The sequence below is a fragment of the Akkermansia muciniphila genome, from assembly GCF_040616545.1.
Taxonomy (GTDB): Bacteria; Verrucomicrobiota; Verrucomicrobiia; order Verrucomicrobiales; family Akkermansiaceae; genus Akkermansia; species Akkermansia muciniphila_E.
This window is the reverse complement of record NZ_CP156688.1, coordinates 2,838,049-2,862,743: the sequence shown is the minus strand read 5'-3', so window position 1 is coordinate 2,862,743 and position 24,695 is coordinate 2,838,049. Positions and strand designations below refer to the sequence as shown.

Here is a 24,695-nt window from a genome sequence, read left to right as displayed (position 1 = left end):
GATTATTATTGATCGTTATTGTTTGTTGTGAAGTAGTTGAAAAACGCCACTGCCGCCCCGTCCACCATCGTGAACTCCGAATAATCCTGACTGGTGAAAAGTCTGCGTCCTCCCCGGGCATTGACTGCTTCCACGGTCAACGCAACCGCATCCCTGGATTCCGGGAATACTTCCCCTTCCTCCGGGAGTGGGCTGACGGTGACTTGTTCCAGCCGCACCCAGACTTGAAGCGCTTTCCATTCGTCGGATAAAACGGCAATGTGTGTTACCACTTCCTTGAAAGTTTCTGCCTGTTCCTGGGAAATATCATCCTGTGTGAAACGTCGGGACTTGATGAAGCCGTTATTATCCACGAATACGGCTGTCAGGATAAACCTTCCCCAGTTGCCGGGTTCGGGAAACTGAAATTGTAATTGTGCTTTCATCATTATTTAACCTCCATCATTTCACACCATTCCGCCACTACGGATTTTTGCCCGTAAAGCCCTGTGTAAGTTTTTAGCGGATTAATTCCTACTTCCAAAACTTCTCTATTGCATAACAATCTTATATTTTGCGTGTTAACAGAATTATGATAAGAAGAGGTGAGCCAGGTTTTTTCACAAATGCGGTAGGCCTCCAGTCTGCCTCCCGTTGTCTCATTTACTCCAACAACCCAAATCCCCCCATGGTCATGTTCATTTCCCCATGCTATCGCAATCCCCCGTAACCGGAAATTTGCAGGTAACAGCGCCGTCTTACTAAATAGCTCCACCTTTCCGGTATTGTGGTTGAATCGGCAAAATCGCCCGCGCGCGGGAATCTTGTTGTCCTGGTCCGCGAGCTGGTCCCCAAAGTAAACATCCCACCACATGGCAACGCCATTTACAGGTTCGGAGAAAGGATAATCGTCAGGGGTGGCCCATGCTTCATTAAGCGTTACATCAAACAGTCCCCCGGCAACAACCTGAAACATGCGCTGATAGCCAAGACCGGTGGATAAGGGCAGAAAGATGCCGGTTACAGCGGTATAGGAGCCGCCCCGGTCACTGTCTTGGCCAAAAGGAGCGCATCGGAAATTAAAAACCACCCATCCATTTTCCGTTGCCGGTTTGGGCCAATAGGTAGCCAGCCAGGAAAATGGCGATAGCAATTTACCGCATGGGGGCGTGGAAAAATTGAAATAGTTTTGTCCTGCTCCATTGGTAATCTCATTAAGCACCCTCACCTCATGGTAGCGGGCGGCATCGGTATCCGTTACAGGATCAACTGGAATATTAATGCCGCCGTTGGCGTTATAGGCTCCTGCCGTCGTCAGACTTCCGGCAAGCGTCATATTGCCGCTTTCGTCGACTTCGGGAGCAGCATTCCATCGGTTACGTTCTTCTTCCGTGATGTGGGCCGTGGCGTTCGTTTTGTGGGCTTCGAATGCTTCCGTGCTGACTTTGGAATTGACGTCAGATGCTTCAGCCTTGGCGTTCCAGGCCGTTCGTTCGTCCTCCGTGACGTGAACGGAACTGTTTTTCTCGTGCTGATAAAAATCATTCTGAGATGATAGTAGAATTCCGTTGATAGAGGTAATTTTATTCATGGTTTTTTGTTTGCGGGTATCGTTTGTAGTGAGGTAGTTGATCAACTCATTCTCCTTCTTTCTATCCATGGTGATGAATTCCGTATCGTCCTTGCAGGGAAAGCTTGCTCTCTTCCTGTGGATTGATTTCTCCAACGGTCAAAGCAACTCCGGATGCTGAAGTTGGATTCAGTGGTGAATTTGATGTAATATTTTTACTTTCAAAGGATAAAAAGATGAGGTTGAAAACTGCTTCGGAAAAAAATTACGGCTGTTCCGGAAAAAAATTACGGCTGTTCCGGAGAAAAATCATCATGCGTAAAACGTTCAGACAGCATGAATGCCGTACCCCGTTTTTCCGCTCCTGATTCCCGTGAAGCATGGGCGGACTGCCCGCCATTGGTATAAAAAAGGGCTGCCCCACCAGAAGGTGAGGCAGCCCTTGCTTAATCATGCGGCTGAACCGGGGCCTGAATGGGAAGAAATCAGGCTCCGAAGTCCAGCGCCTTGGGTTCGCGGGCCCAGACGCGGTGCTGTTTCATGGCCGTGATGAAGGGTTTCATCAGCGCCTTGGTGTCCTTCGGCGTAAGCAGGCCGGGATCGTCCATGTCCTGGGGCAGGTCCGCTGCTTCCTGCATTTCACTGGCGTCTCCGGGCAGGCCGATGGCCTTCAGGTGCCGATAGGCCTGGCGCAGGTGGTATTTGGCGTCTCCGTTCATCATCAGCGTCTGAATGCTCTTCGCTCCTTCCGGGACGATGACGGCGTCAAACAGCACGGCCAGGTTGCCGGACAGGGTTCCGTCCACGTGGAGGTCTTCCCCGTCCTCCGTTTTGACGGAGCCCATGTGGGGGGCGAGCACCTGGGGATGCACTCCCTCCTTGTTCAGGGCGTCGCAGATTTCATCCACGGACTTCAGATTCACTCCGTCCGCCACCAGCAGGGAAACGCGCATGCCTTTGAGGTTGCCGTCCGGCTTGGCGTACAGGCTCAGGGTGGGGTCTTTTTCCAGGCCGCATACAGGCTTGGGAAGTTCCCGGTTAAGCTGTTCCTTCGTCAGTTCGATGCCCAGGTTCTTGGCTACCCCGGCGGCCAGGTCCGGATCAATGCGCGTCAGCAGGTCCACCACCCGTTCCCGGATGTACGGGCGCGTCACCTTGCCTACTTCAAAGCTGAAGGCGTCAATGATGTGCCTTTGCTCCACGGGAGTCTGGCTCATCCAGAACAGGCGGGGCTGGGCATAGTATTCCGCAAAGGAGGGGCTCCTGAGGCGTTCTTTAATGCCCGTTACCGGCTGGGGACTGGTGGCAAAGCCGCCGTCTTCCGGCGGCGTTTCACGCGGCCAGTTGTCCCCGATGGAGTTGGGGTCATAGTTGGCCGGGGCGGTGTCTATCTGCATGCGGTGGAAGCCGTCCCGCTGGTTGTTGTGGAAGGGGCAGACGGGCCGGTTGATGGGAATCTCCGTAAAGTTGGCTCCGCCCAGGCGGTGCCGCTGGGTGTCGCTGTAGGAAAAGATGCGGCCCTGGAGCAGCGGATCGTCGGAAAAGTCAATGCCCGGTACAATGTTGGCGGGGCAGAAGGCGACCTGTTCCGTTTCCGCGAAGAAGTTGTCCGGATTGCGGTCCAGCACCATCTTGCCGACGATTTCCACGGGGACCAGCGCTTCCGGGATGAGCTTGGTGGCATCCAGGATGTCAAAGTCGAATTTATCCACGTCCTCTTCCGGGATAAGCTGCAGGCCGAGCTCGAATTCCGGATAGTCTCCGCCTTCAATGGATTGCCAGAGGTCCTTGCGGTGGAAGTCCGGGTCCCGTCCGGTAAGGTCCTGGGCCTCATCCCAGATCAGGGATTTCTTGCCATATGCCGGCTTCCAGTGGAAGCGGACGAAGGTGCTTTTTCCTTCCGCATTGACCAGCTTGTACGTGTGGATGCCGAAGCCTTCAATGGTACGGTAGCTCCGGGGGATGCCGCGGTCGGACATGAGCCACATGACGTTGTGCAGGGTTTCCGGCTGGAGGGAAACATAGTCCCAGAAGGAATCGTGGGCCGTCTGTCCCTGCGGCATTTCATTATGGGGTTCCGGCTTCACGGCATGGATGAAGTCCGGGAATTTGATGGCGTCCTGGATGAAGAAGACGGGCGTGTCATTGCCCACCAGGTCATAGTTGCCTTCCTTGGTATAGAATTTGGTGGCGAAGCCGCGGATGTCCCTCACCGTATCCGGAGATCCTCTGAAGCCCTGCACGTTGGAAAAACGCACAAAGACCGGAGTCTTTTCTCCCGGATCCTGCAGAAAGCCCGCCTTGGTGTACTTGGAAAGGGATTTGTATACCTGAAAATAGCCATGTGCCCCGGAACCTCTTGCGTGAACCACGCGTTCCGGTATCCGCTCCTGGTCAAAATGAGCCATTTTTTCCAGAAAGTGGAAGTCTTCAAGCAGAGAGGGGCCCCTGCTTCCGGCTTTAAGTGTGTTTTGGTCATCGGCTATTTTTACTCCCAGGTTGCTTGTGAGGGGCTGGTTCATGCCGTTGGAGCGCATGGTGTCCAGGTCCTTGATTTTTTCCGTGGTATTGTCCGGCGTCTTCATGGAGCCGGGGGCGGAGGGTTCCGCGTTGGGCGGCGTAGGCTTGGGGGTGGGCTTGATCAGCTCCGGGTCAATAGTATCTGTATAGTGGGGTTCCGCTTCCGTTCCATCCGGAAAGGGGGCGTAGCGTTCTTCCATTTGCTGGGTCTTTTTTTTCATTGGCTTGTCCCTTGATGTGTTTGAATTTTTACATGGGTTGAAGCTTGGACTCTGTTTTTCCGCGGGATGTTCCGGCCGGTTTTGTCAGTCCGGTACGGAAAAGATGATGGAGAATCCGGAAAAGACGCTTGAAGGGAATGATTTAAGTTGAGGGGAACGGAAGGCGCGGATCATCCCTGTTTTTATTGGCATGCGTTCCTGCCTGTGGCTTATTCTCTACGCTCGGGTTTCTTTTTTATCTGCCGCAAAGACTTGCGGCGTTTCTTCAGGTTTTACGCGGCTGCGGCTCTTTCCGGCAGGGATTGTTTTCAACTGCGGAAGTCCGGGTACGATTCTCCGGAATGGACTCGACTTGAAGAAGTAGTATGCTAAAAAATGAGCTTCATGAATAAAGCGTGTTTCATTGGACTCATGTTCCTGCCTGTGATGGGAGCGGCTCAGGAGGCCGGGAACAACCAGGATGTGGCCGTGGAGGTTCAGGCGGCGTTTGGCAAGCCGCCGCGTGTCCTGCATCTGGAGCCGGTGGAGAGCCTTGTTCTTCCGCAATACCCGGATGCCCCTTCCGGGCTGGTCAGCCGGGTGCATCTGTATGTGGACAAGGCACATGGGTCGGGTGAAAATTCCCTCTATCTGGTGGCGGAAATGAATTACCGCGGAGAGGATGAGGACCAGCCCCATATTGTCGGGATATTTGCCGGCTCCAGGGTGGGGGATGGCCCTGCTCTGCGGCTGTCTGATCTGGACGGGGACGGCATGCCGGAGCTGGTGCTGGCCCATGAGGCCGGAGCCGGGGCCTTTCATTTGCGCGTGTTCCGCATTTCTCGTGAGGCTCATGCCGGAGATTACCGGAGCTGCATTACGGCCTCCCCCATGCTGAAGCAGGTCGGGTGCATCGTCGCCTCACTGGGTACCGTTGCCGTGGAGGAGGGCGGCGCCGTGGTGTCCCGGTGTTATACGGATGAATCCCGCAGCCGGCTCATGGTGCGGAAGTACCGTTTGAAGAAGGGGGAGGATGAAATAAAGCCGGAGGGACCGGAGGAGGTGGAAGCCGCGGGAGTCCTCAAAAGCGGCGCTGGTATTCTCCTGAACACGGGAATGGATAAAATCCCCTGCATACGTAAATGAGGCGGAGCTTCCACAAATTTTCATAGACGCGCGGAATAAATAGGTTATGATTTTTTTGTCAATGGGGTTACCGGAGGGGGCATTCCTGCTGCGCGGCACAGGCCTTTCCGGTACGGAACATTTTTATTAGTTGTTAACAGGTTATGACGGTGCAAGAAATAGCTGAACAGAGTTTGAAGAGCCTTCTGGCTTCACTGGGTTTTTCCGCGGATATTGAAATAACGGAGACGGACGGCATTATTTGCCTGAACATTTCCTCCCCGGATTGCCAGTATATCATTGGCGGAGACGGGGACAGGCTGGACGACCTCCAGTACCTGGTCAACCGGATGATTCAGCGGAAGATGGAGGAGGCCCCCCGCGTGAAGGTGGACTGTGACCATTACCGGGAACGCAACGAGGCCCGCCTCCTGGAAAAGGCCCGCTCCCTGGCGGAGCGTGTGCAGGAAAGCGGCAAGCCCATGAAGATGCAGCCGCTGAACGCCTACCACCGCCGCCTGGTGCACAATGCCCTCCAATCCATGGAAGGCATCGCCACGGAGTCGGAGGAAGGTGACGGCCGCTACAAGCGCATCACCATCCGGCGTGCCTGAAGCCCGGTTACGTTCATGAGGGCTGCAGCGGTAATGGCGTGCGCCTGTCTGGCGCTGGTGATGGCGGTTCCGGGCCGTGCGGAAACGGAGGATGCCTCTTCCACCTGCGCTGCGGTTTCCTTGCCGCCGCCCCCTGTGCTGGTGGTGTACGGTTCCGCGGAGCCCGGAGCGGCGGAAGCCCGCTGGGTGAAGGCGCTGCGCCCCGGAACGGCAGAACGCCGCGCGCTGGAGGGGAAGGTGCGTGACGTGCAGTTTGTCACGGTGCCCAAACGTCCCGTCCTGAAGGACTGGGAAGAGGGCGGCAGCCTGTCCCGCGCGGCGCTGCATGGCGTGCGTGTGCTCCCCACGGTGGTTTTTCTGGATACCAGGGGGCGCGTGTTTGATGTAATGGAAGGAGGGGCGGATGCCGCCTCCCTCCCGGGAAGGATGGCCCAGCTGGCGGAAAAGGCGCAGCGCGTACGCCCCGTCACCGTGGTGAATGATATCCCGAAGGGCGGAGACCCCGCGGAGGAAGCCGCCGCCATTTGCCGGGTTCTGGAGCAGGTCCCGGCGGAAGCCTGGTTCCGGGACTATCCGGGAACCATGAAACGCCTGGAAAAACTGGACTGTAAAGTTCCCGCCTTCCTGAACGCCCGCGCGGCGGCCCTCCGGCTGGAGAAAAACCGGGAAACAGCTGATTTGCTCTGTGAATCCTTCCGGGCCTGTGAAGCCCCGGCCATCCGGAAATGCCTGGAAACGTGGCGGAGCAGGGCGGCTGATCCTTCCCTGGCCGTGGAGGAACGGCAGCTGCTCCTGCTGGCCATGGTTCATCCTCTCTGGGTCCGGCTGGAGGAATCCCTGTACCGGGACGGCCACAATGCGGAAAGTGAGGAGGCCTTCAACCGGGCCATTGCCGTGCTGGAGGAAGTGCGGGACATGGACCGTTCCAGCGTTTGCGGCAGGCGTGCGCACCAGCTCCGGGAGGAGCTGAGAAGGGCTCGCCTGGCCGCCGCCCGGTATGATTGAACCGGTTTTTCCATAACTCCCGGAAACGGACAGGAAGGGGCCCCGGCTCCCGCCACGGAATCAAGGAGTGCGTTTTTTCTTCCTGATTCTCCGCTCCACAGGAAGGACCGGGCAAATTGGCTTGATTTTGCCCATGGCAGGGGCTAGTCTTCGGACCGTTATGACAGATTCATCCATCCCGGACATGATGGCGGCGGCCAACCGTGACAAGTGGACTGACCAGCAATTGGCCGCCAAGGCCGTGGAGCTGGCGGAATCCATTCTGAAACAATCCAATGCCGGGATGCGCAGGAAGGAAAAGAAGCAGGCGGAGCAGATGGAGCGCATGATGAATGATCCGGCGGGCAAGGCGTTTACGCTGGCGCTGGCGGACCGCGTCTTCCGCCCCTCCGCCTCCGCCCGCGGCGCGGAGCTGTTCCGGTACCTGCTGGACGGCTATGGCATCCCCAGGTACCTGTCCGCCACGGACCGCCTGGCCATGAAGCTGGGCGGCAGGCTTTCCGCACAGTTTCCGGGCGTGGTGATGCCCATGATCACCAGCCAGCTGAGGAAGGAAAGCTCCAACGTCATTCTCCCGGCGGAGGACGGGAAGCTGCATTCCCACCTGCGGCGCAGGCGCAAGGCCGGAATCCGGATGAACATCAACCAGCTGGGCGAGGCCATTCTGGGTGAGAGCGAGGCCCACCACCGCCTTCAGCAGGTGGTGGACCGCCTGGGGGACAAGGACTGCGAATACATCTCCGTCAAGATTTCAGCCATTTTCAGCCAGATTCATCTGGTGGCCTTTGAGGAAACCGTCAAGCTCATCCAGGAGCGCCTGCGCATCCTGTACCGGGCGGCCATTACGAATGCGGTGACTCTGCCGGACGGCTCCAAAAAGCCCAAGTTCGTGAACCTGGACATGGAGGAATACCGGGACCTCCACCTGACGGCGGAGGCGTTCAAGCGCACCCTGATGGAAGAGGAATTCATGCATCTGGAAGCCGGGATCGTCCTTCAGGCCTATCTGCCGGATTCCTGGGAGGAACAGATGAAGCTGTGCGCCTGGGCGAAGGAACGCGTGGAGCAGGGCGGCGCGCGCATCAAGATACGCCTGGTGAAAGGCGCCAACCTGGCGATGGAGAAGGTGGAGGCCTCCATGCATGACTGGGCGCAGGCCCCGTACGGCACGAAGGCCCAAGTGGACGCCAACTACAAGAGAATGCTCCATTACGGCTGCATGCCGGAGAACGCCAGGTACGTGCAGTTCGGCGTGGCCTCCCACAACCTCTTTGACCTCTGCTACGCCATGCTCCTGCGTGAGCGGGAAGGCGTGCGGGATTACGTGGAATTTGAAATGCTGGAAGGCATGGCCAACCACCAGGCGCGCGTCATCCGCCAGGCGGCGGACGGCCTGCTGCTGTATGCTCCCGTGGTCCTGAAAGAAGACTTCCACAGCGCGATTGCGTACCTGGTGCGGCGGCTGGATGAAAACACCAGTGAGGAGAACTTCCTGCATGACCTCTTCGGCATGACGCCGGGCTCCCGGAGCTGGGAAGCCCAGAAAAAGCGGTTTTTAAAAGCCTGCCAGGAGAAGGACGAGGTGAAGTACGGCCCCAACCGCACGCAGAACCGCGCCGCGGACCCCGTACAGCCCACGCATTACCGGGACGCCTTTTCCAATGAGCGCGATACGGACTGGTCCCTCAGGCAGAATGCGGAATGGATCAACGGCCTGATTGCCGCGGAAAAGGAAAAATCCGGAGAAGAAATCCCCCTGGTCGTTAACGGGGAGGAAGTCACCACCAACCTGTGGGGCGTGGGGCGCGACCCGTCACGCCACAATGAAGTTTCCTACAAGTTCGCGTATGCGGACTTTGACCAGATTGAACGCGCGCTGGACACGGCGGACAAGGCCCGCTCCTCCTGGGCGTCCAAAAGCGTCAGTGAGCGCGCTGAAATCCTGCACCAGGCGGCGCAGGAATTGTCCAGAATCCGCGGCGAGGCCATTGCGGCCATGGTCCGGGACGCCGGAAAGGCGCCCACGGAGGCGGATGTGGAAGTGAGCGAGGCCATTGACTTCTGCCGCTATTACGCGGAAGGGCTGGACCGTGACGGCATGAATGACGGCGTGGAAATGACCCCGCTGGGCACCGTTTGCGTGATGTCGCCCTGGAACTTTCCCTTCGCCATTCCCACGGGGGGAATCGCTGCCGCGCTGATGGCGGGGAACACGGTGGTGTTCAAGCCGTCGGAGCTGGCCGTTTACACGGCCTGGCAGATTGCCCAGGCCTTCTGGCGCGCCGGGGTGCCCAGGAACGTGCTTCAGTTCATGCCCATGCCGCGCAATGAAATCTCCCACAAATTCCTGATGGACCCGCGCCTGAACGGCGTAATCATGACGGGCTCCTACCGCACCGGGAAGATGCTGCGCGGCCTGCGGCCGGACCTGCGCGTGCTGGCGGAAACCAGCGGAAAAGACGCCATGGTCATTACCGCCACGGCGGACCCGGACCAGGCCGTGAAAGACCTGGTAAAAAGCGCCTTCGGCCACTCCGGGCAGAAATGCTCCGCCGCCAGCGTGGCCATTGTGGAAGCGTCCGTTTATGACAACCCGGCCTTTCTGCGCCAGTTGAAGGATGCCGCCGCCAGCCTGAAGGTGGGCGGCTCCTGGGAGGTCAACTCCGTAGTGACCCCGCTCATCAAGGAGCCGGAAGGCAACCTGCTCCGGGCGCTTACGCAATTGGAGCCCGGGGAGGAATGGCTGCTCAAGCCGGAACCCTCGGAAGACAACCCGTGCCTGTGGTCGCCCGGCATCCGGCTGGGCGTGAAGCCGGGAAGCTGGTTCCACCAGACGGAATGCTTCGGGCCGGTGCTGGGCATCATCCGCGCGGAAAACCTGGAAGAAGCCATTGACATCCAGAACGACTCCGAATTCGGCCTCACCGGAGGCCTCCAGTCCCTGGATGAACGGGAAATCGCCCTCTGGAAGAGCAAGGTGCAGGTGGGCAACGCCTACATCAACCGCGTCATTACCGGCGCCATCGTGCGCCGCCAGCCGTTCGGCGGGTGGAACCACTCCTCCATGGGGCCCGGCGCCAAGGCCGGAGGCCCCAACTACCTTACCATGCTGGGAAGCTGGGAGGAAAAAGCGCTCCCGCAGAAACTGCGCACGCCGGGGGAACGCATTACCGGGCTGGTGGAAAAACTGTGCTCCGAACTGCCGGACTGCGCCAAGCGCATCCGTTCCGCCGCGGGCTCCCAGGCCAAGTGGTGGATGGAGGAATTCGGCGTGGAGCATGACCCCTCCCGCATCTACGGGGAAAACAATACATTCCGTTACGTGCCCGTGAAGGGAATACTGGCCCGTGTGGAAAACATGTCTGACGATGATGCCGCCATCCTGCTGCTGGGCGCAAAACTATGCGGAGCGGCTCTGCACCTGAGTGCGGAGGAAGGCCATCCCTGGATTCAGAAAATGAACGGCTACTACGCCACCCTGACGGTGGAGACGGAAGCCGAACTCATCGACCGGATGCCGGAGGCGGCCCAGGGCGTGCAATTCCTGCGCGGAACGGGCATCTCCGAGGCACTGGCGAACGCCGCCCGCGCCCGTGACGTGGAAGTCCTGGACCGCTCGGTGCTTGCCAATGGACGCCTGGAACTGCTGGGCTACTTCCGGGAACAGGCCGTCTCCGAAACTGTCCACCGTTACGGCAACCTGATTCCGCCTCCCGGCAGTTTCAAGACGGCCGGGGCGTGAGAAAACGTCCGGGAACGGGAAGAAAGAAAAACATCTGGGTGCCGCAGGTCCTGCGGCGCTCCTTGAGCCTGCTGGATGGGGAAACCCTTAAAACCAACGGGCCGTCCAGGCTTTCCTGGCCATTGTTCCACTCTTTTTTCTTTTCCCCTGCTTCCGCCGCTTCCGGATGCCTGTTTCCGGGAACCTTTTGTTTCTTTTCCCCATTTTATGATAGAACGTTTCCGGGAAAAGGGTATATTTCCGGGAATGTCCGCAATGCTGCGGCGCTTCTTTCCACCACACCTCCATGAGCACCAACCAACCATTGAACCCACACGGCAGCCACATCGCATGGATTGACTTCCTGCGCATCCTGGCCTGTTTCCTCGTTGTCATGGCCCACTGCTGCGACCCGTTCGTAGGCAGTTTTGACGGCACGTTCAACTTCAAATCAGCCGTCTTCTGGGGCAGCCTCGTCCGTCCCTGCGTCCCGCTCTTCGCTATGATCTCCGGCGTGCTCCTCTTCCCCGTCACCATGGAAATGAGCGCTTTCTATGCCAGGCGTCTCAAAAGGGTGCTGATTCCCCTCATCGTGTGGTCTCTGCTGCTCCCCCTGTTCTACTTCGGCTACTTTGCCGCAGGCGTGCAGACGGCCAGCCCCAACATCGTGATGGACACCTACACCTGGGGCGCCACCGTTCAGAAACTGTACACCTTCCTGTTCAACTTCAACTATGACACCACCCCCCTGTGGTACGTATACATGCTGGTGGGCCTGTACCTCTTCATGCCCATCATGAGCGCCTGGCTGGCGCAGGCCAAACGGAAAGACGTGAAAATCTTCCTGGGGATATGGATATTCAGCATGACCCTCCCCTACATCCAGATGCTGGCTCCGGCGCTGGGCTATGAAGGCAATTACGGCAACATGGGCATCCTGGGCGTTTGTGACTGGAACCCGTACGGCATGTTCTATAACTTTTCCGGCTTCCTGGGTTACATGGTGCTGGCTCATTATCTGGTTAAATACCCCCTTGCCTGGAGCTGGAAAAAAATGTTCGCCATCACCGCTCCCCTGTTCCTGGTTGGTTTTGCCATCACATTCTTCGGCTTCCTCGAAACTCAAAAGCACTTCCCCGGCCAGTACTCCAAGCTGGAAGTCCTCTGGTACTTCTCCGGCATCAACGTCTTCATGATGACCTTCGCCATCTTTGCCATGGTCAGCAGGCTCAGGATCAAGCCGCGTCCGTGGCTGAGCAGTCTGGCGGCGCTGACCTTCGGCGTATACCTGTGCCACTTCTTCTTTGTCCAGTGCTCCTATGACTTCGTGAACTTCATCGGGCTGGGCGGTCTCCCCTCGGCAGTGAAAATTCCCCTGCTGGCCTGCATGGCCTCTGTCATCTCCGTGGTGCTGGTATGGTTGTTGAGCCTGAACAAGTGGACGCGCAAGAGCATCATGTAAAGCCGGATATTTTTTGTCTGGCGGGGCGGGGAATAACGGTATTCCCGGGACAAGGGCTGTGCAAAGTTCTGGACGGAGGAAAGGGCGCGGGTTAGGATGCTCCTGCATCGTGCACAGGCCCAGGTTGCCGGAGGCGGCTGCTTTTTACAGGAGAAAAAGCATAGCGTCCGGTCTCCCTTGCGCCAACCCCAAGCTCACAGGAAATTCCCGGGACATCGGCGATTCCTGCAAGACGTTGGGAATCCTATCTTGACAACAATAATCTCTTCTTTACGGCCTGGAAACCATGCGCCGGCATGGGAGGTTGGCGCAAAACGCCCACGGCGTTATTGATGCTCAACCTGTAAGACCTTAGGCCGTCGCACCCTCACGGGTGCGTGGATTGAAACCTGCACGGAGCAGCCCCTTTTAACGAATCCCCTGTCGCACCCTCACGGGTGCGTGGATTGAAACCGAGAATTCCCGCTACATGGTCCACAGGGCGCAGGTCGCACCCTCACGGGTGCGTGGATTGAAACTTCCGTCACGTTGGTGATCCAGCTGCGCTGGTAGGTCGCACCCTCACGGGTGCGTGGATTGAAACCAGTGACGAGGCTTCCTCTTTAAGCAAGGTGGGCGTCGCACCCTCACGGGTGCGTGGATTGAAACAGCGGCACTTGCGAGCGGCCTACCCGTTTGCAGCTGTCGCACCCTCACGGGTGCGTGGATTGAAACACGAGTGCTTCGTGTGCATTGCAGACTGGCAAGGGGTCGCACCCTCACGGGTGCGTGGATTTAAACACGTTGGAGGGAGACGGAACCGTGCGGAAAGCGAGGCCCTTACCAGCCGGAAGATGCATGCCCGGTGGCAGGTATGACAGGACGGCGGCGTGGAACTGTTTACGGCGGCATGTTCCGAGTGGTTCTGTTTTGAAATAAGTTTATTTTATTATAAGCAAGTTGTGTAAAAATTTCCGTGTACGTTATTTCACGCTGAAGCGGGGGCGCTGGATAAGCCGGGGCCGGGATGAATGAGGGAAACGTCCTTATTCTTGATCTTTTTTCTCTGAATGTTGTCAAAGGTTTATACAGTATGAACGTGCACGATCAGGTAGAAAGAATACCGGCAATGGAACATTCAGTGATTTTTCCGGACCATCGGAAGGTTTGCGCCCTGGGGCAGGGAACCTGGAAGATGGGAAAGTCGGCGTTAAGGGAGGCCGAAGAGATCAAGGCGCTGCGCGCCGGCATTGAGCTGGGCATGAGCGTGGTTGACACGGCTGAAATGTACGGAAACGAGGACCTGGTGGGTGCGGCGATCCGCGGATTGCGCGACCGCGTTTTCCTAGTGAGCAAGGTGCTTCCAGGCAATGCCAGCAGAACCGGGACGAAGGCCGCCTGTGAGCGTAGCCTGAAGAAGCTGAAGACGGATTTCATAGATTTATATCTGCTTCACTGGGGCGGTCCCCATCCCATTGAAGATACGGTGGCCTCCATGCTGGAGTTGCAGCAGGAGGGTAAAATCAAATCATGGGGCGTCAGCAATATGGATGTGGCGGAGATGGAACGGTTTTATGCCGTACCGGGAGGAAAGAGCTGCGCGGCCAACCAGATTCTTTATAATTTGTCCCACCGCGGCGTGGAGTATGACCTGCTGCCCTGGTGCCGGGAACGCCATATTCCCGTAATGGCCTATTCTCCGGCGGATGAAGGGCGTCTGTGCACCCATCCCGTTCTGGTGGAACTGGCCCTGAAGCATGAGGCCACCCCGGTGCAGATCGCGCTGGCCTGGATTATGCGGATGCCCGGAATGATTGCCATTCCCAAGGCCGGTTCCGTCACGCATGTGCAGGAGAATTACCACAGCCTGTCCGTTAAGTTGACTGCGGGGGATGTGGAGCTGCTGGACGAGGCTTTTCCGCCTCCGGGCAGGAAAGTGCATCTGGATTCCTGGTAAACCATGCCGCCGCACGGTTGCGAGTGAAGCGGGACAGGCCGGGTTCACCCGTCAGTTCCCCTTCACTTTTTTTGTTTAAAGCAGGTGATTTCCGGCATTCCCGGATTTTTTCCCCTCCGGATGTTTCCGCCTTGTTTTCTTCCATCCGCCCGGAAATGGGTGAGGAGAAAAAGATGGAAATTCCCGTGAAAGCGGTTCCTGGACATCGGGACATGTCCCGGTTCTTCAAATCGCCATTGCCGTGTGCCTGCGTAGCTCCGTTCAGGCATGGACAAGGGCCGTTCTTCCGGAAAGCCGGGGTCCGGGAGAACGGCCCTTTGCAAGGGGGAAGTGCGGCCGGCTTTACAGCGGCTGGGCGTCCGTCCTGGGTATCCAGACGGGCGTGTTCTGGAAGGTGCTGGCATAGTACCAGGAGCCGCGTTCCGCGCGCAGGATGAGCGGGGTGGATTCCGGAAGGGTGATGATGGCCGGGCTGGCCAGGTCAGCCGCATGCCTGCCGGGCGTCTTTTGTGTGACGACAAGAAGGCGGTCCGCGGGGACGGATTCCGGCGTTTCCGGGTACATGATGTAGTTCATGACGGCCGCCACGGTGACCAGGCCGCTGAGGGTGGCCAGGATGGTCAGCAGCGCGCCGTGCCTGCGGGTGACGGTCAGGAGGGCCAGGAAGGTGAGCATGACCGCTCCGGAGAGGATGGAGACCGGGCCCAGCGCATCATGGCTGAGGTAGGTGAGCCACTGGTTTTCCGTGGTGTCCGGCGGCAGGATGGCGCCTTCCTTGCGTTCAATGAATTCCAGGTTGTATCTGGCCTCCGTGAAGTAGGGGGATAGCTCCAGAGCGCGGCGGTAGTTGAGAGCCGCCAGTCCGGGCTTGTTCATGCGGTAGTAGGCGTTGCCGGTGCCGAAGCAGGCATAGGCGCGTTCCGCCCTGGAGAGGTCCGGGTTGGCGCTTTCCTTGCTGAAATAGTCCGCGGCTTTTGCGTATTCCCCCTGCTCGTAGGCCTGTACGCCCAGGTTGTCCGCTTCCTCCGCGTTTACGGCTGTTCCAGCCAGGGCCACCGCTAGGACGGCGGCCATGATGACCACGGGAAGCTTGGCAATGGCTTTTTTAATGGCTTGCAGCATGTGCTGGCGTTCCGCATGCGGCAGTTCGTCCGCAGAGCCGGAGGGCTTGAACGCCGTGTCATCCCGGAGCTGAAGGATCGTTTTCATTTCTTCATTCTGTTTGGTGGGCGGGATGTAGCTTTCAATGAAGTTGCCTGCGGCGCGCAGGAATTCCGTGGAGCTGGCGTGGCGCGGGGTGGAGGCGAGCCTCCTGAAGGAACGCATGCGCTCCCTGGCCGTGAAGCTTTCCTTCTGGACTTTCCGGATGTAGCGGATGAGAGCCATGCCCAGCAGGACGACGGCGGGGATGTAAGCCAGGAAGTACCATCCCCAGTGGGCCGGGGCGGTCAGGGCGTTCATGACGGATGCGGGCATGAGGCCGTAGATGTCCGTCATGTCCGCTACCGGGATGGTGCCCGCGGGGGGAGGTGTGGCGGGCGCAGCGGCTCCGACCGCCGCTCCGGTGATGGCGGAGGCCTTCCATTCCAGCGGAATGGGGGCGGTGGTCACGGTTTTGTACTGTTGCGTGCTGGGGTCAAAGAAAGTGAGTTCAAAGGGGGGAATGGCATCCGTCTGGGCAATGGGGCGCAGCATTTGCTGGAATTCCACGGTCCCCTGGATGGTGCGGGTGTTCTGGCCCGGGTCCAGCTTGTTGGGCGGGTAGAGCTTCCAGTTGGAGGCGTCCGTGAGGGCAGGGCAGGCGATGCTGTGGATGTTGCCCGTGCCTGTCACTTTGATCTTGACGGTGATGGGTTCATTGGCGCTGAGGTCCCGTGCATCCGTGCTGGAAGAGATGCGGAATTCCCCTACGGCGTTGGTGAAGGAGGCTGGCGCTCCCTCCGGGAGTTCCTGCGCCGTGATTTTTACTTCCGGGATGGACATTTCCACCAGCACTTCCGAGCGGATGAAGTTGGCGATGAGGGGATCCGCCTCCGGCAGCGTGGCGCGGGCCGTAACGGTGCCCGCGGCGGTGACTTCCCCTGCGCGCAGCGGGAACAGGGTGCTCTGGAAGGTCATGACGTTCCAGTTTACGCCTTTATAGAGCACGGAACCGCGGGGCTGTCCGCGGAGCAGTTCCACCAGCGTGGGTTCAAAGCGCCAGGTGGCCAGGTTGGAGGTGGTGATGGTGGGGGCCGTGTATTCCAGGATGTATTCCGGAGCGTATATCTTCAGTTCGCAGCGGTCCGGCTGGTGCACGTAGGGCCTCTGGTTGTCCACATGCCACAGCATGCCGTACGGCACGGTGGTTCCGTTCATGTTCAGCGTGTTCCACTTGATGGCGCTGTACGGGTAAACGGTCAGCGTCTGGGGAAGCGTGGTGTAGGTGCGCCCGTTGTTGGCCTGGAGGGTGAGGGAGGGGATTTCCACGGTGCCCACTTCATCCGGCGTGACTTCAATGGCCATCAGGAAGGCGGACTGGTTGGGGGACCCGGGCCAGCGGATGTAGTTGCCCTGGCTGACCCAGCGCAGGCTGGCGCCTTTCACCCTGGGGAGCGGGTCCTGGCGGGCGATGCTGCCGTCCGTCAGGATGATGAACAGGCGGGTCTGTTCTCCCGGCACCACGGCGTCAGACAGCCAGGTGGTGACCACCTGCTGCGCCATGGCCGTGATGGCCATGCAGAAGAAGAGTGAAAGAATGGCGAACAATTTTTTCATGATGTTGCGGTGTGATTTGAAGGGGTTAATAATGAAGAGGGTGAAGGTTAATAGTCCTTGTCCGGGGGAATTTCCGGGGAGCGCTGGGGAACGGGGCACCCTGGCTCAATATCCCTGCGTTCCATCAGGATGGCTCTGGCTTCACGGCGTTCCTTTTCCTCCTTGCTTTCCTTTTGCGTGGCTACCGGTACGGGCTTGTCACCTTCCGGGCGCGGCTGGGGCTGCGGTTGCTCCGCTCCCGGCGTTTCCGGCAGCTTGTCTTTTTCCGGAGAGGAAGGGAGCTGGGCGTTTTTCATCTCATTCCGGTTTTCCCGGTCCTGGGCGTTATCCTTGTTTTGCTGCTCCTTGTTTTGCTGATCCTTGTTTTGCTGGTCCTTGTCCTGCTGGTCCTTGTCCTGCTGGTCCTTGTCCTGCTGGTCCTTGTTTTGCTGGTCCTTGTTTTGCTGATCTTTGTCCTGCTGGTCCTTGTTCTGCTGGTCCTTGTCCTGCTGGTCCTTGTCCTGCTGGTCCTTGTTTTGCTGATCCTTGTTCTGCTGATCCTTGTTCTGCTGATCCTTGTTCTGCTGATCCTTGTTCTGCTGATCCTTGTTCTGCTGATCCTTGTTCTGCTGATCCTTGTTCTGCTGATCCTTGTTCTGCTGATCCTTGTTCTGCTGATCCTTGTTCTGCTGATCCTTGTTCTGCTGATCCTTGTTCTGCTGATCTTGTTGTTTTTTCTTTTCCTCTTCCAATTTCTTCTTTAGTTCCTCAAGCTGTTTGCGGTATTCGTCCAGCTCCTTGTCGTAACGGAGCATGTCTTCCCTGTTGGCAGCGGCTCCTTCATGGGAACGGTAGGCATTAATGGCATCGTCAAAGCGCTTGACGGCCTCCTTGACGTGTTCTTTTGCCACGGGAATTTTTGCCAGCCGGGCATCTATTTCCTTGATCTGGTCATCAATGGAGGAGGGCCGGGCCTGAGGCTGTTCCTCGTCCGGCTTGGAGAAGGTCATGGTTTTTCGTGCCTGGGCGGCTTCCAGGTTGCCAAGGTTGAAGTGGGAGTCCGCCTGAAGGCTGGCTTTGGGAGAAAGGAGCGCCCGGGAGAAGGCTTCCGCGGCTTCCTTGGCGTTGCCTTCCTTCTGTTCCAGCCAGCCTTTGGCGAATTCCAGCGCCTGGCGCGTTTCTTGCGCCAGGTCCGGCGCGGAAAGCATCTCGTCAATGGACTTGACGGCCTCCTCCGTTTTTCCCGTGCGGAGCAGGTCCGTGACATTGTCCAGGGCGCCCGTGTCCGCTCGCGCCTCCGTGCCCAGCAGTCCGGCGGAAAGCAGGAGCATGGCTCCCAGGGCGGCCATGCCGCGGCGTCCGGAACGGCGGAAGGAGCGCCAGCGGGTGCCGGCAAGAAGGGTGAGGATCAGGCAGATCAGGGCCGGAACGGCAAAGATGACGTAGCGGTCGTTCGGCACGCGGCGCACTTCCTCCTTTCCTTCCGTGACATCCAGGCGGTCCGCAATGTCCTTGACAAAGCGGTTGAGCGCGGCTCCGTCAGAGAGCTGCACATACTGGCCGTCCGTCTGCCGGGCCAGGTATTGCAGGCTTTCCGGGTTGAGCTTGGAAACGACATGTTGGCCGCGGCGGTCCCGGTACAGGCCGGAGGGGGATTGTTCATCCGGAATGGTGGTGCCGATGGTGGTGCCGATGCCCGCCGTGACGATGATGAGTTCATGCTGCCGGGCGGCTTCCGCCGTCTTGTAGGTGATGTTGACGGTGTCTTCCCCGTCGCTCAGGATGACCAGGGCGTTTCTGGCGTCCGCCTCCTTGTCCCGCTTGAAAGTCTGGAGGGCCAGCCGCACGACGTTTTCCAGGTTGGTTCCCCCCTGGGATACCCAGCCGAATTGAAGCTGTTCAATAGTTTCCTTCAGCGCATTGTGGTCATGGGTGAGGGGCATGAGCAGGACGGCATCCCCGGAGAAGATGATGATGCCGAAGTTGTCCCCCGGCAGGGCGTCCAGCAGGTCGTAGGCGGCGGTTTTAGCTCTTCCCAGGCGCGTGGGGGAGGCGTCCTTGCTGAGCATGGAGCGGGAGCAGTCAATGGCGATGAGGATGTTGCGGGATTTGGGGATTTCCCTTACCTCCGTATAGCCGTCCACCGGGCGGGCTACGGAGAGGATGGCGAAGATGGACGCCAGCACGGCAAAGATGACGGGGAGCACCCGGTGCCAGGTGGCCGGAGCGTGGACCAGCTCCTGCCGGTATTCCGGTGAGACGAGCACTTCCCATTTTCTGGAACGGCGGCGCCACAGCCACCAGGCCGCCGCCGCGAGCAGGGCCGGGAGGATGAGCGCGTACAGAACGTAGGGATAAAGGAAGGTCATGGCGGGGAAGGGATGGTGTTACGGGGCCGGGGCGGGTTTGAGCACTTGCAGGGAGAGGCCCAGAAGAGTCAGCGCGGCGCCCGTGACAAGGAAGTACATGAAGTATTCCTCAATGTGGCGGACGGTCTGCACCTTGGCCTCGCTTTTTTCCAGCTTGCCGATGGAGGTGAACGCCTTGTTGAAGGAGGCCATGTTCGTGGCCCGGAAGTGTTCCCCGCCCGTAATCTGGGCTATTTTCCGCAGGGTGGGTTCGTCAAATTCGCTTTGCACCACCATTCCGTTCGCCAGGGTGCCTTCTTCCGTGCCCACGGCAATGGTGTAAATCTTGATGCCCAGTTTGGCCGCGTTTTCCGCCGCCACCAGCGGGGATATCTGGCCGGAGTTGGAGGCGCCGTCCGTTACCAGGATGATGATTTTTGATTTGGTGTCCTTGCGGTCGTCCAGCCGAGTGGCCGCCGCCGCGATGGCGGAGCCGATGGCCGTTCCGTCTGCCTGGATCATGCGCAGGTGAAAGTCACGGATGATGCTGTTTACCAGGGCGTGGTCCAGCGTGAGGGGGCAGAAGGATTTGGTCTTTCCGGCAAAGCCCACCACGCCGATGCGGTCGTCCGGGCGGCTGTCCACGAACTGGGTGATGACGTGCTTGGCCGCCACCAGGCGGTTGATGGGCATGCGGTTGAGGACCATGTCCGGCGTCTCCATGGAGTAGGAGAGGTCAAAGGCGATCATGATGTCAATGCCGTTGACGGTGCGGAAGGTTTTATCTTCCACGTTTTGGGGGCGCGCCAGCGCGATGGCGATGGCTGCCGCCGCGAGCACGAAGCAAATGGCCCCTATTTTCCCGGCCAGGGATTGGGGATTGCGGGCCAGGGAGGCGATGAAGCGCACGGTGGGGTAGGTGATGGAGCCTTCCGCTCCCCGCCTGCGGCGGAGGATGATGAGGCACAAGATGAAGGGAAGGACGTAGAGCCATTCAGGTTGTGCGAATTGGAAGTGTTCCGTCATGGTGTGCTAGCGTTGGTTGGAGCGGGGGGAAGGTTTTTTAACGACGAGGTCCGTTTCCTCTTTCGTGCGGCGGGCATCGTCTTCTATGTCATTGATAAGTTGGACTGTGTCGTCCGCCAGTTCGTTGACCAGGGAGTCGTTTTCCGGGGTGTCCGGCTCATATTTCAGGGAGGCCATGCGGTCCAGCAGGTCGCGTGTGGGGCCCTGGAGTTCGGAGGGGAGCGCGGTGAGCGCGTCCGCCCGGCGGTTGAATTCCTGCTGGGTTTCATACAGCGCCGGGTCTTTGGTTTCCCCCACCAGGTATTTGCGGAGGAGAAGGGAGAATTCCACGGCAGCCTGCCTGAGGGAGGGATGCGTTTCCCGGAGCGTCGTGATGTCCCGGATGGCGGTTTCCGCCGGGCTGAGCGGAGCGGGGGGCGTTTGCCCCTTCCTGCGGATGAGTACGATAACGGCAATGGCGACGGCCAGCAGGATGGCAGCGAGCATGATCCAGATGCCCCACGTATCCCAGAAGCCCGCTTGAAGGTAGGCGTCCGGGGATTGCGTCTCCATCAGCGTGGGGAAGGCCGGCGGCTCCGGAATGGCCGTGGGGGGAGTCTGGAAGGTGGCGGGGGCTGGCATGGCTGGCGGGGAAGGGGTTAGCGTGAGAATTTGCGGGACCTTCTGGAGAAGAGGGCCTGGAGGGGCGGCATGAAGTTGTCCGTAGTTTGAAGGTCCAGGAAGTCAATGCCCAGGCGGCGGAAATCCTGCGTCCATTTTTCACGGTGCAGGTGCACGACGTTGGCGTGGGCTTCCCGGACGTCCTGGCGGGAGAGGTTCAGGAACATGCTCCGGCCGGTTTCCGGGTCTTTCAGGATAACGCGCCCGGCGTCCGGAAGGTGGAGTTCCATGGGATCCGCCACACGGATGGGGATGAAGTCATGCTTGAAGTTGAGCTGGCCCAGGGCGGCCTTGTTGTGCTCGCTCCAGAAGTCGCTGATCATGATCACCATGGCCGCTTTTTTCTGGGAAAGGACGAGCTGGCGCGCTACGTCCGAGATGCTTTGGTCCGTTCCGTCGTTTTTACTGGCTACGATTTCGCGCACGATGCGCAGGGTCTGCTTGATGCCCTTGGCCGGGGGGATGTACCGGGAATGGCTGTTCCCGTAAATGAGCAGGCCGCACTTGTCCCCGCTCTGGGCCGCGCTGAAGGCGAGCACCGCCGCCACTTCCGCCGCGTAATCCAGCTTGGAGGCGCGGGCCGCGGAGGAGGCGTAGTGCATGGAGCCGCTGACGTCCACCGCCAGAATGACGGCCTGCTCCCGTTCCTCCCGGAAGCGGCGCACGAAGGGGGAGTTCATCCTGGCCGTCACCTTCCAGTCAATGAAGCGGGGGTCGTCCCCCGGCATGTATTCCCGGAAGTCGTCAAAGTCCAGCCCCTGGCCGCGGAAGCCGGACTGGTATTGCCCGGCAAAGTTTTCCGTGGCCAGATGCCTGGCGCGTAGTTCAATGCGGCGCACGCGCTTGAGAATGTCTGAGGCTTTATCCATGAATTAATCCTCCCTGTTTGAGTTCAATCAGGTTTTCATGAGGCGCCCCGCAGGGCCTGAAGGATAAGGCGGACGGGGGAACCGCCTCCTGGCGTCACGGCACGGGGACCTTCGTCAGGATGTGGTCAATGACGTCGTCCGTGGTGATGTTTTCCGCTTCCGCCTCATAAGAGAGCAGGATGCGGTGGCGCAGGATGTCATGGGCCAGGTCCTTGATGTCCTGCGGGGTGACGAAGGAGCGGTGGTGCATGAAGGCGTTGGCGCGGGAGGCCAGGGCCAGGTTGATGGTGGCGCGGGGGGACGCGCCCGCGCGGATAAGGCCGCGCAGCTTTACGTCCACCGTTTCCGGGAAGCGGGTGGCCCGCACCAGGTCCACGATGTAGCCGCGCACGGCGTCGTCAATGTAAATCTGGTTGACCAGGTCGCGGGAGGCCGCCACCTGTTCCGGCGTGGTGACCGGGGAGGTTTCCGGCGGCTTGGCGGAGCTTGCCATCAGGTCCAGCACCTGGAGTTCCTCCTCCCGCGTGGGGTAGGTGACCAGCACCTTGAAGAGGAAGCGGTCAAGCTGGGCTTCCGGGAGCTGGTAGGTGCCTTCCTGGTCAATGGGGTTCTGCGTAGCCAGCACCAGGAAGGGGTCCGGCAGGCGGTAGGTGGTTTCACCCAGCGTCACTTGGCGTTCCTGCATGGCTTCCAGCAGGGCGGACTGGACTTTGGCCGGGGCGCGGTTGATTTCGTCCGCCAGGATAAGGTTGGCGAAGATCGGGCCTTTCTTGGCCGTGAACTGCCTTTCCTCCGGATTATAGATCATGGTGCCCAGCAGGTCCGCCGGCAGAAGGTCCGGCGTGAACTGGATGCGGGCGAACTGCGCGTGCAGCGTGCCCGCCATGGCTTTAACGGAGAGCGTCTTGGCAAGGCCGGGCACGCCTTCCAGAAGAACGTGCCCCTTGCATAGGAGGCTGAGGATCAACCTGTCCACCAGCGCCTGCTGGCCGATGACCACCTTGCCAACCTCCGTTCTGAGAGCAGAAATCCACGATGAGTTCGCGGCGATAATTTCGTTGAATTCTCGGGTGTCCATGATTGTTGATAGCGGGTGAGACAGTCTGCCGTGCGCCGGCGTTGAAAAATTCCGATTATTTCCCAAGGGCAAATCCGGTTTTTAACAGAAGGTCTTCCCGGAAATGGGGAGCGATCATCTGGAAGCCGACCGGAAGTTCCAGGTTCCCTTCCTTCACCGCCCCGCAGGGGATGGAGATGGCGGGAAGCCCTGCCAGGTTGGCGGGGATGGTGTAAATGTCCGCCAGGTAGGTCTGGAGGTGGTCCAAGGCGGAATCCCCTATTTTGGGCGCGGGGGCGGGGGAGGTGGGGCCCACGATGATGTCCGCCCTGGAGAAGGCTTCCGCAAAGTCTTTGGCAACCAGAGAGCGGACTTTCTGCGCGCGGGAGTAGTAGGCGTCATAGTAGCCGGAGCTGAGCACGTACGTTCCCAGGATGATGCGGCGCTTCACTTCCGGGCCGAAACCCTCTTCACGGGTGCGGGAAAAGAGCTCCACCAGGCCGTTGGCGTCTTCCGCCCGCTTGCCGTAGCGCACGCCGTCAAAGCGGGAGAGGTTGGAGGAGGCCTCCGCGCAGGCGATGATATAATACGCGGCCACCACGGCGTCCGCATGGGGAAGGCTGATCTCCACCAGTTCCGCGCCCAGGCTTTCCAGTTGCTTCACGGTGTTCTGCACGGCCTCGGAAATGCCCGGATGGTTGCCGGAGGTGAAGTATTCCGCAGGGATGCCCACCTTCAGCCCCTTCACGTCACGGCCCAGCGCGGCTTCAAAGTCCGGCACGGGCTGGTCTGCGGACGTGGAGTCCTTCGGGTCATGCCCGGAGATGGCCTGGAGCAGGATGGCGGCGTCTTCCACCGTCCGGGTCATGGGGCCGATCTGGTCCAGGGAGGAGGCGAAGGCCACCAGGCCGTAGCGGGAAACGCGCCCGTAGGTGGGCTTGAGCCCCACGATGCCGCAGTGCCCGGCGGGCTGGCGGATGGAGCCGCCCGTATCCGAGCCAAGCGCGGCGATGGCGGTGGCGGAGGCTACGGCGGCGGCGGAGCCGCTGGAGGAGCCGCCGGGGATGTGGTCCGGAGCGTTCGGGTTGCGCGTGACGCCGTAAGCGGAGTTTTCACCGCTGGCGCCCATGGCGAATTCATCCATGTTCGTCCGGCCCAGGGGAATGCCGCCCGCCGCCTTCAGCAGGCGGATGGAGGTGGCGTCATAGGGAGAGGCATAGGGGGCCAGCAGGCGGGAGGCGCAGCGCGTCGGCTGGCCCAGGACGTTGATGTTGTCCTTCACGGCGATGGGGATGCCGGCCAGGGGGCTGGAGGTATCCGCGGCGGCGGCGGCCCGGAGGGCGGACTCGCGGTCAAAGGAGATGTAGGCGTTGGTGGTCCGGTCCGCCTCCATGGCGTCCGCGGTCAGGTTGACCAGTTCGGCGGGGGAAAGTTCCTTGCGGCGCAGGCGGTCGCGCCACTGGGCCAGGGTGCCTTGAATGCTTGACATGAAAAAGGAAGGGGTAAGAACGGTTGAAGCGTGAAGAGGGAAAGACGGGGAGGAGGTCAGGCGGATTCCACTACCTTGGGCGTGCGGAACTGCCCCTGGGACTGCTGGGGGGCGTTGGAAAGGGCTTCCTCCTGGGAGAGGCCGGGCTCCGGAACGTCCTTGCGCATCACGTCCATCGTGGGCAGGGGATGGTTCATGGGGGCGATGCCCGTGACGTCGTAGGATTCCAGCTTGGTAATATAAGCCAGGACTTTGTCCAGGTCTTTGGAGAAGAGGGCTGCCTCTTCCTCCGTCAGGTCAATGCGGGCCAGTTTGGCAATGTAGGCTACGTCAATTTGGGGCGTGCTCATGATGGGAACGTGCGTCATATGGGAGAAA

At 59.6% G+C, this 24,695-nt stretch carries 17 protein-coding genes and 1 CRISPR repeat array; of the genes, 6 read left to right on the top strand and 11 right to left on the bottom strand.

The features are described 5' to 3' along the window. Positions 1 to 5: 5 nt before the first annotated feature. From ABGM91_RS11605 to katE, 3 genes are all read right to left on the bottom strand, one after another. Positions 6 to 428 carry a hypothetical protein gene (locus tag ABGM91_RS11605; protein WP_354832505.1) on the bottom strand — a complete coding sequence of 141 codons (423 nt, stop codon included), beginning with the start codon at positions 426 to 428 and terminating at the stop codon, positions 6 to 8. Next, on the bottom strand, positions 428 to 1,639 hold the full coding sequence (locus tag ABGM91_RS11600; RefSeq protein ID WP_354832503.1) for a hypothetical protein: 1,212 nt from the start codon (positions 1,637 to 1,639) through the stop codon (positions 428 to 430). The genes ABGM91_RS11605 and ABGM91_RS11600 overlap by 1 nt, the downstream gene beginning before the upstream one ends. A gap of 395 nt (positions 1,640 to 2,034) precedes the next feature. Then, complete coding sequence (gene katE / locus ABGM91_RS11595) at positions 2,035 to 4,290, bottom strand: catalase HPII (protein WP_354832501.1); 2,256 nt, start codon at positions 4,288 to 4,290, stop codon at positions 2,035 to 2,037. Positions 4,291 to 4,701: 411 nt separating this feature from the next. On the opposite strand from katE, the gene ABGM91_RS11590 reads away from it, so the two are divergent. From ABGM91_RS11590 to ABGM91_RS11565, 6 genes are all read left to right on the top strand, one after another. Next, the gene (locus ABGM91_RS11590) at positions 4,702 to 5,415 is read left to right on the top strand and encodes a hypothetical protein (RefSeq protein WP_354832499.1); all 714 of its coding nucleotides are present in this window, start codon (positions 4,702 to 4,704) and stop codon (positions 5,413 to 5,415) included. A 143-nt stretch (positions 5,416 to 5,558) separates the two neighbouring features. Beyond that, complete coding sequence (locus tag ABGM91_RS11585; protein WP_354832497.1) at positions 5,559 to 6,008, top strand: R3H domain-containing nucleic acid-binding protein; 450 nt, start codon at positions 5,559 to 5,561, stop codon at positions 6,006 to 6,008. 15 nt (positions 6,009 to 6,023) lie between these two features. After that, positions 6,024 to 7,013 carry a hypothetical protein gene (locus ABGM91_RS11580; protein WP_354832495.1) on the top strand — a complete coding sequence of 330 codons (990 nt, stop codon included), beginning with the start codon at positions 6,024 to 6,026 and terminating at the stop codon, positions 7,011 to 7,013. 160 nt (positions 7,014 to 7,173) lie between these two features. Then, the gene (locus tag ABGM91_RS11575) at positions 7,174 to 10,755 is read left to right on the top strand and encodes a proline dehydrogenase family protein (RefSeq protein WP_354832493.1); all 3,582 of its coding nucleotides are present in this window, start codon (positions 7,174 to 7,176) and stop codon (positions 10,753 to 10,755) included. A gap of 286 nt (positions 10,756 to 11,041) precedes the next feature. Beyond that, a complete protein-coding gene (locus tag ABGM91_RS11570; RefSeq protein ID WP_354832491.1) occupies positions 11,042 to 12,196 on the top strand; it encodes an acyltransferase in 1,155 nt (384 codons plus the stop codon). Between the two features lie 358 nt (positions 12,197 to 12,554). Then, positions 12,555 to 12,976: direct repeats of the CRISPR family, unit length 31 nt; unit sequence GTCGCACCCTCACGGGTGCGTGGATTGAAAC. Between the two features lie 328 nt (positions 12,977 to 13,304). Then, positions 13,305 to 14,132 (top strand): aldo/keto reductase, encoded by an 828-nt coding sequence (locus ABGM91_RS11565; RefSeq protein ID WP_354832489.1) that lies wholly within the window; start codon positions 13,305 to 13,307, stop codon positions 14,130 to 14,132. Positions 14,133 to 14,474: 342 nt separating this feature from the next. Here the strand turns inward: ABGM91_RS11565 and ABGM91_RS11560 are convergent, their stop codons facing one another. The 8 genes from ABGM91_RS11560 to gatC form a co-directional block, all read right to left on the bottom strand. Further along, entirely contained in the window at positions 14,475 to 16,889 is a 2,415-nt protein-coding gene (locus ABGM91_RS11560; RefSeq protein WP_354832487.1) for a tetratricopeptide repeat protein, read from the bottom strand. A gap of 47 nt (positions 16,890 to 16,936) precedes the next feature. Beyond that, positions 16,937 to 19,237, bottom strand: a complete 2,301-nt coding sequence (locus ABGM91_RS11555; protein ID WP_354832485.1) for a VWA domain-containing protein — start codon at positions 19,235 to 19,237, stop codon at positions 16,937 to 16,939. A gap of 18 nt (positions 19,238 to 19,255) precedes the next feature. After that, the gene (locus ABGM91_RS11550; protein ID WP_215428056.1) at positions 19,256 to 20,242 is read right to left on the bottom strand and encodes a VWA domain-containing protein; all 987 of its coding nucleotides are present in this window, start codon (positions 20,240 to 20,242) and stop codon (positions 19,256 to 19,258) included. Between the two features lie 6 nt (positions 20,243 to 20,248). Further along, positions 20,249 to 20,863, bottom strand: a complete 615-nt coding sequence (locus ABGM91_RS11545; RefSeq protein ID WP_290566531.1) for a DUF4381 family protein — start codon at positions 20,861 to 20,863, stop codon at positions 20,249 to 20,251. A 17-nt stretch (positions 20,864 to 20,880) separates the two neighbouring features. Further along, positions 20,881 to 21,771, bottom strand: a complete 891-nt coding sequence (locus ABGM91_RS11540; RefSeq protein WP_290566530.1) for a DUF58 domain-containing protein — start codon at positions 21,769 to 21,771, stop codon at positions 20,881 to 20,883. A 94-nt stretch (positions 21,772 to 21,865) separates the two neighbouring features. Then, the gene (locus ABGM91_RS11535) at positions 21,866 to 22,849 is read right to left on the bottom strand and encodes a MoxR family ATPase (protein ID WP_102711352.1); all 984 of its coding nucleotides are present in this window, start codon (positions 22,847 to 22,849) and stop codon (positions 21,866 to 21,868) included. A gap of 55 nt (positions 22,850 to 22,904) precedes the next feature. Beyond that, entirely contained in the window at positions 22,905 to 24,317 is a 1,413-nt protein-coding gene (gene gatA / locus ABGM91_RS11530) for an Asp-tRNA(Asn)/Glu-tRNA(Gln) amidotransferase subunit GatA (protein WP_354832482.1), read from the bottom strand. 56 nt (positions 24,318 to 24,373) lie between these two features. Next, entirely contained in the window at positions 24,374 to 24,667 is a 294-nt protein-coding gene (gatC, locus tag ABGM91_RS11525; RefSeq protein ID WP_022397159.1) for an Asp-tRNA(Asn)/Glu-tRNA(Gln) amidotransferase subunit GatC, read from the bottom strand. Between the last annotated feature and the right edge of the window lie 28 nt (positions 24,668 to 24,695).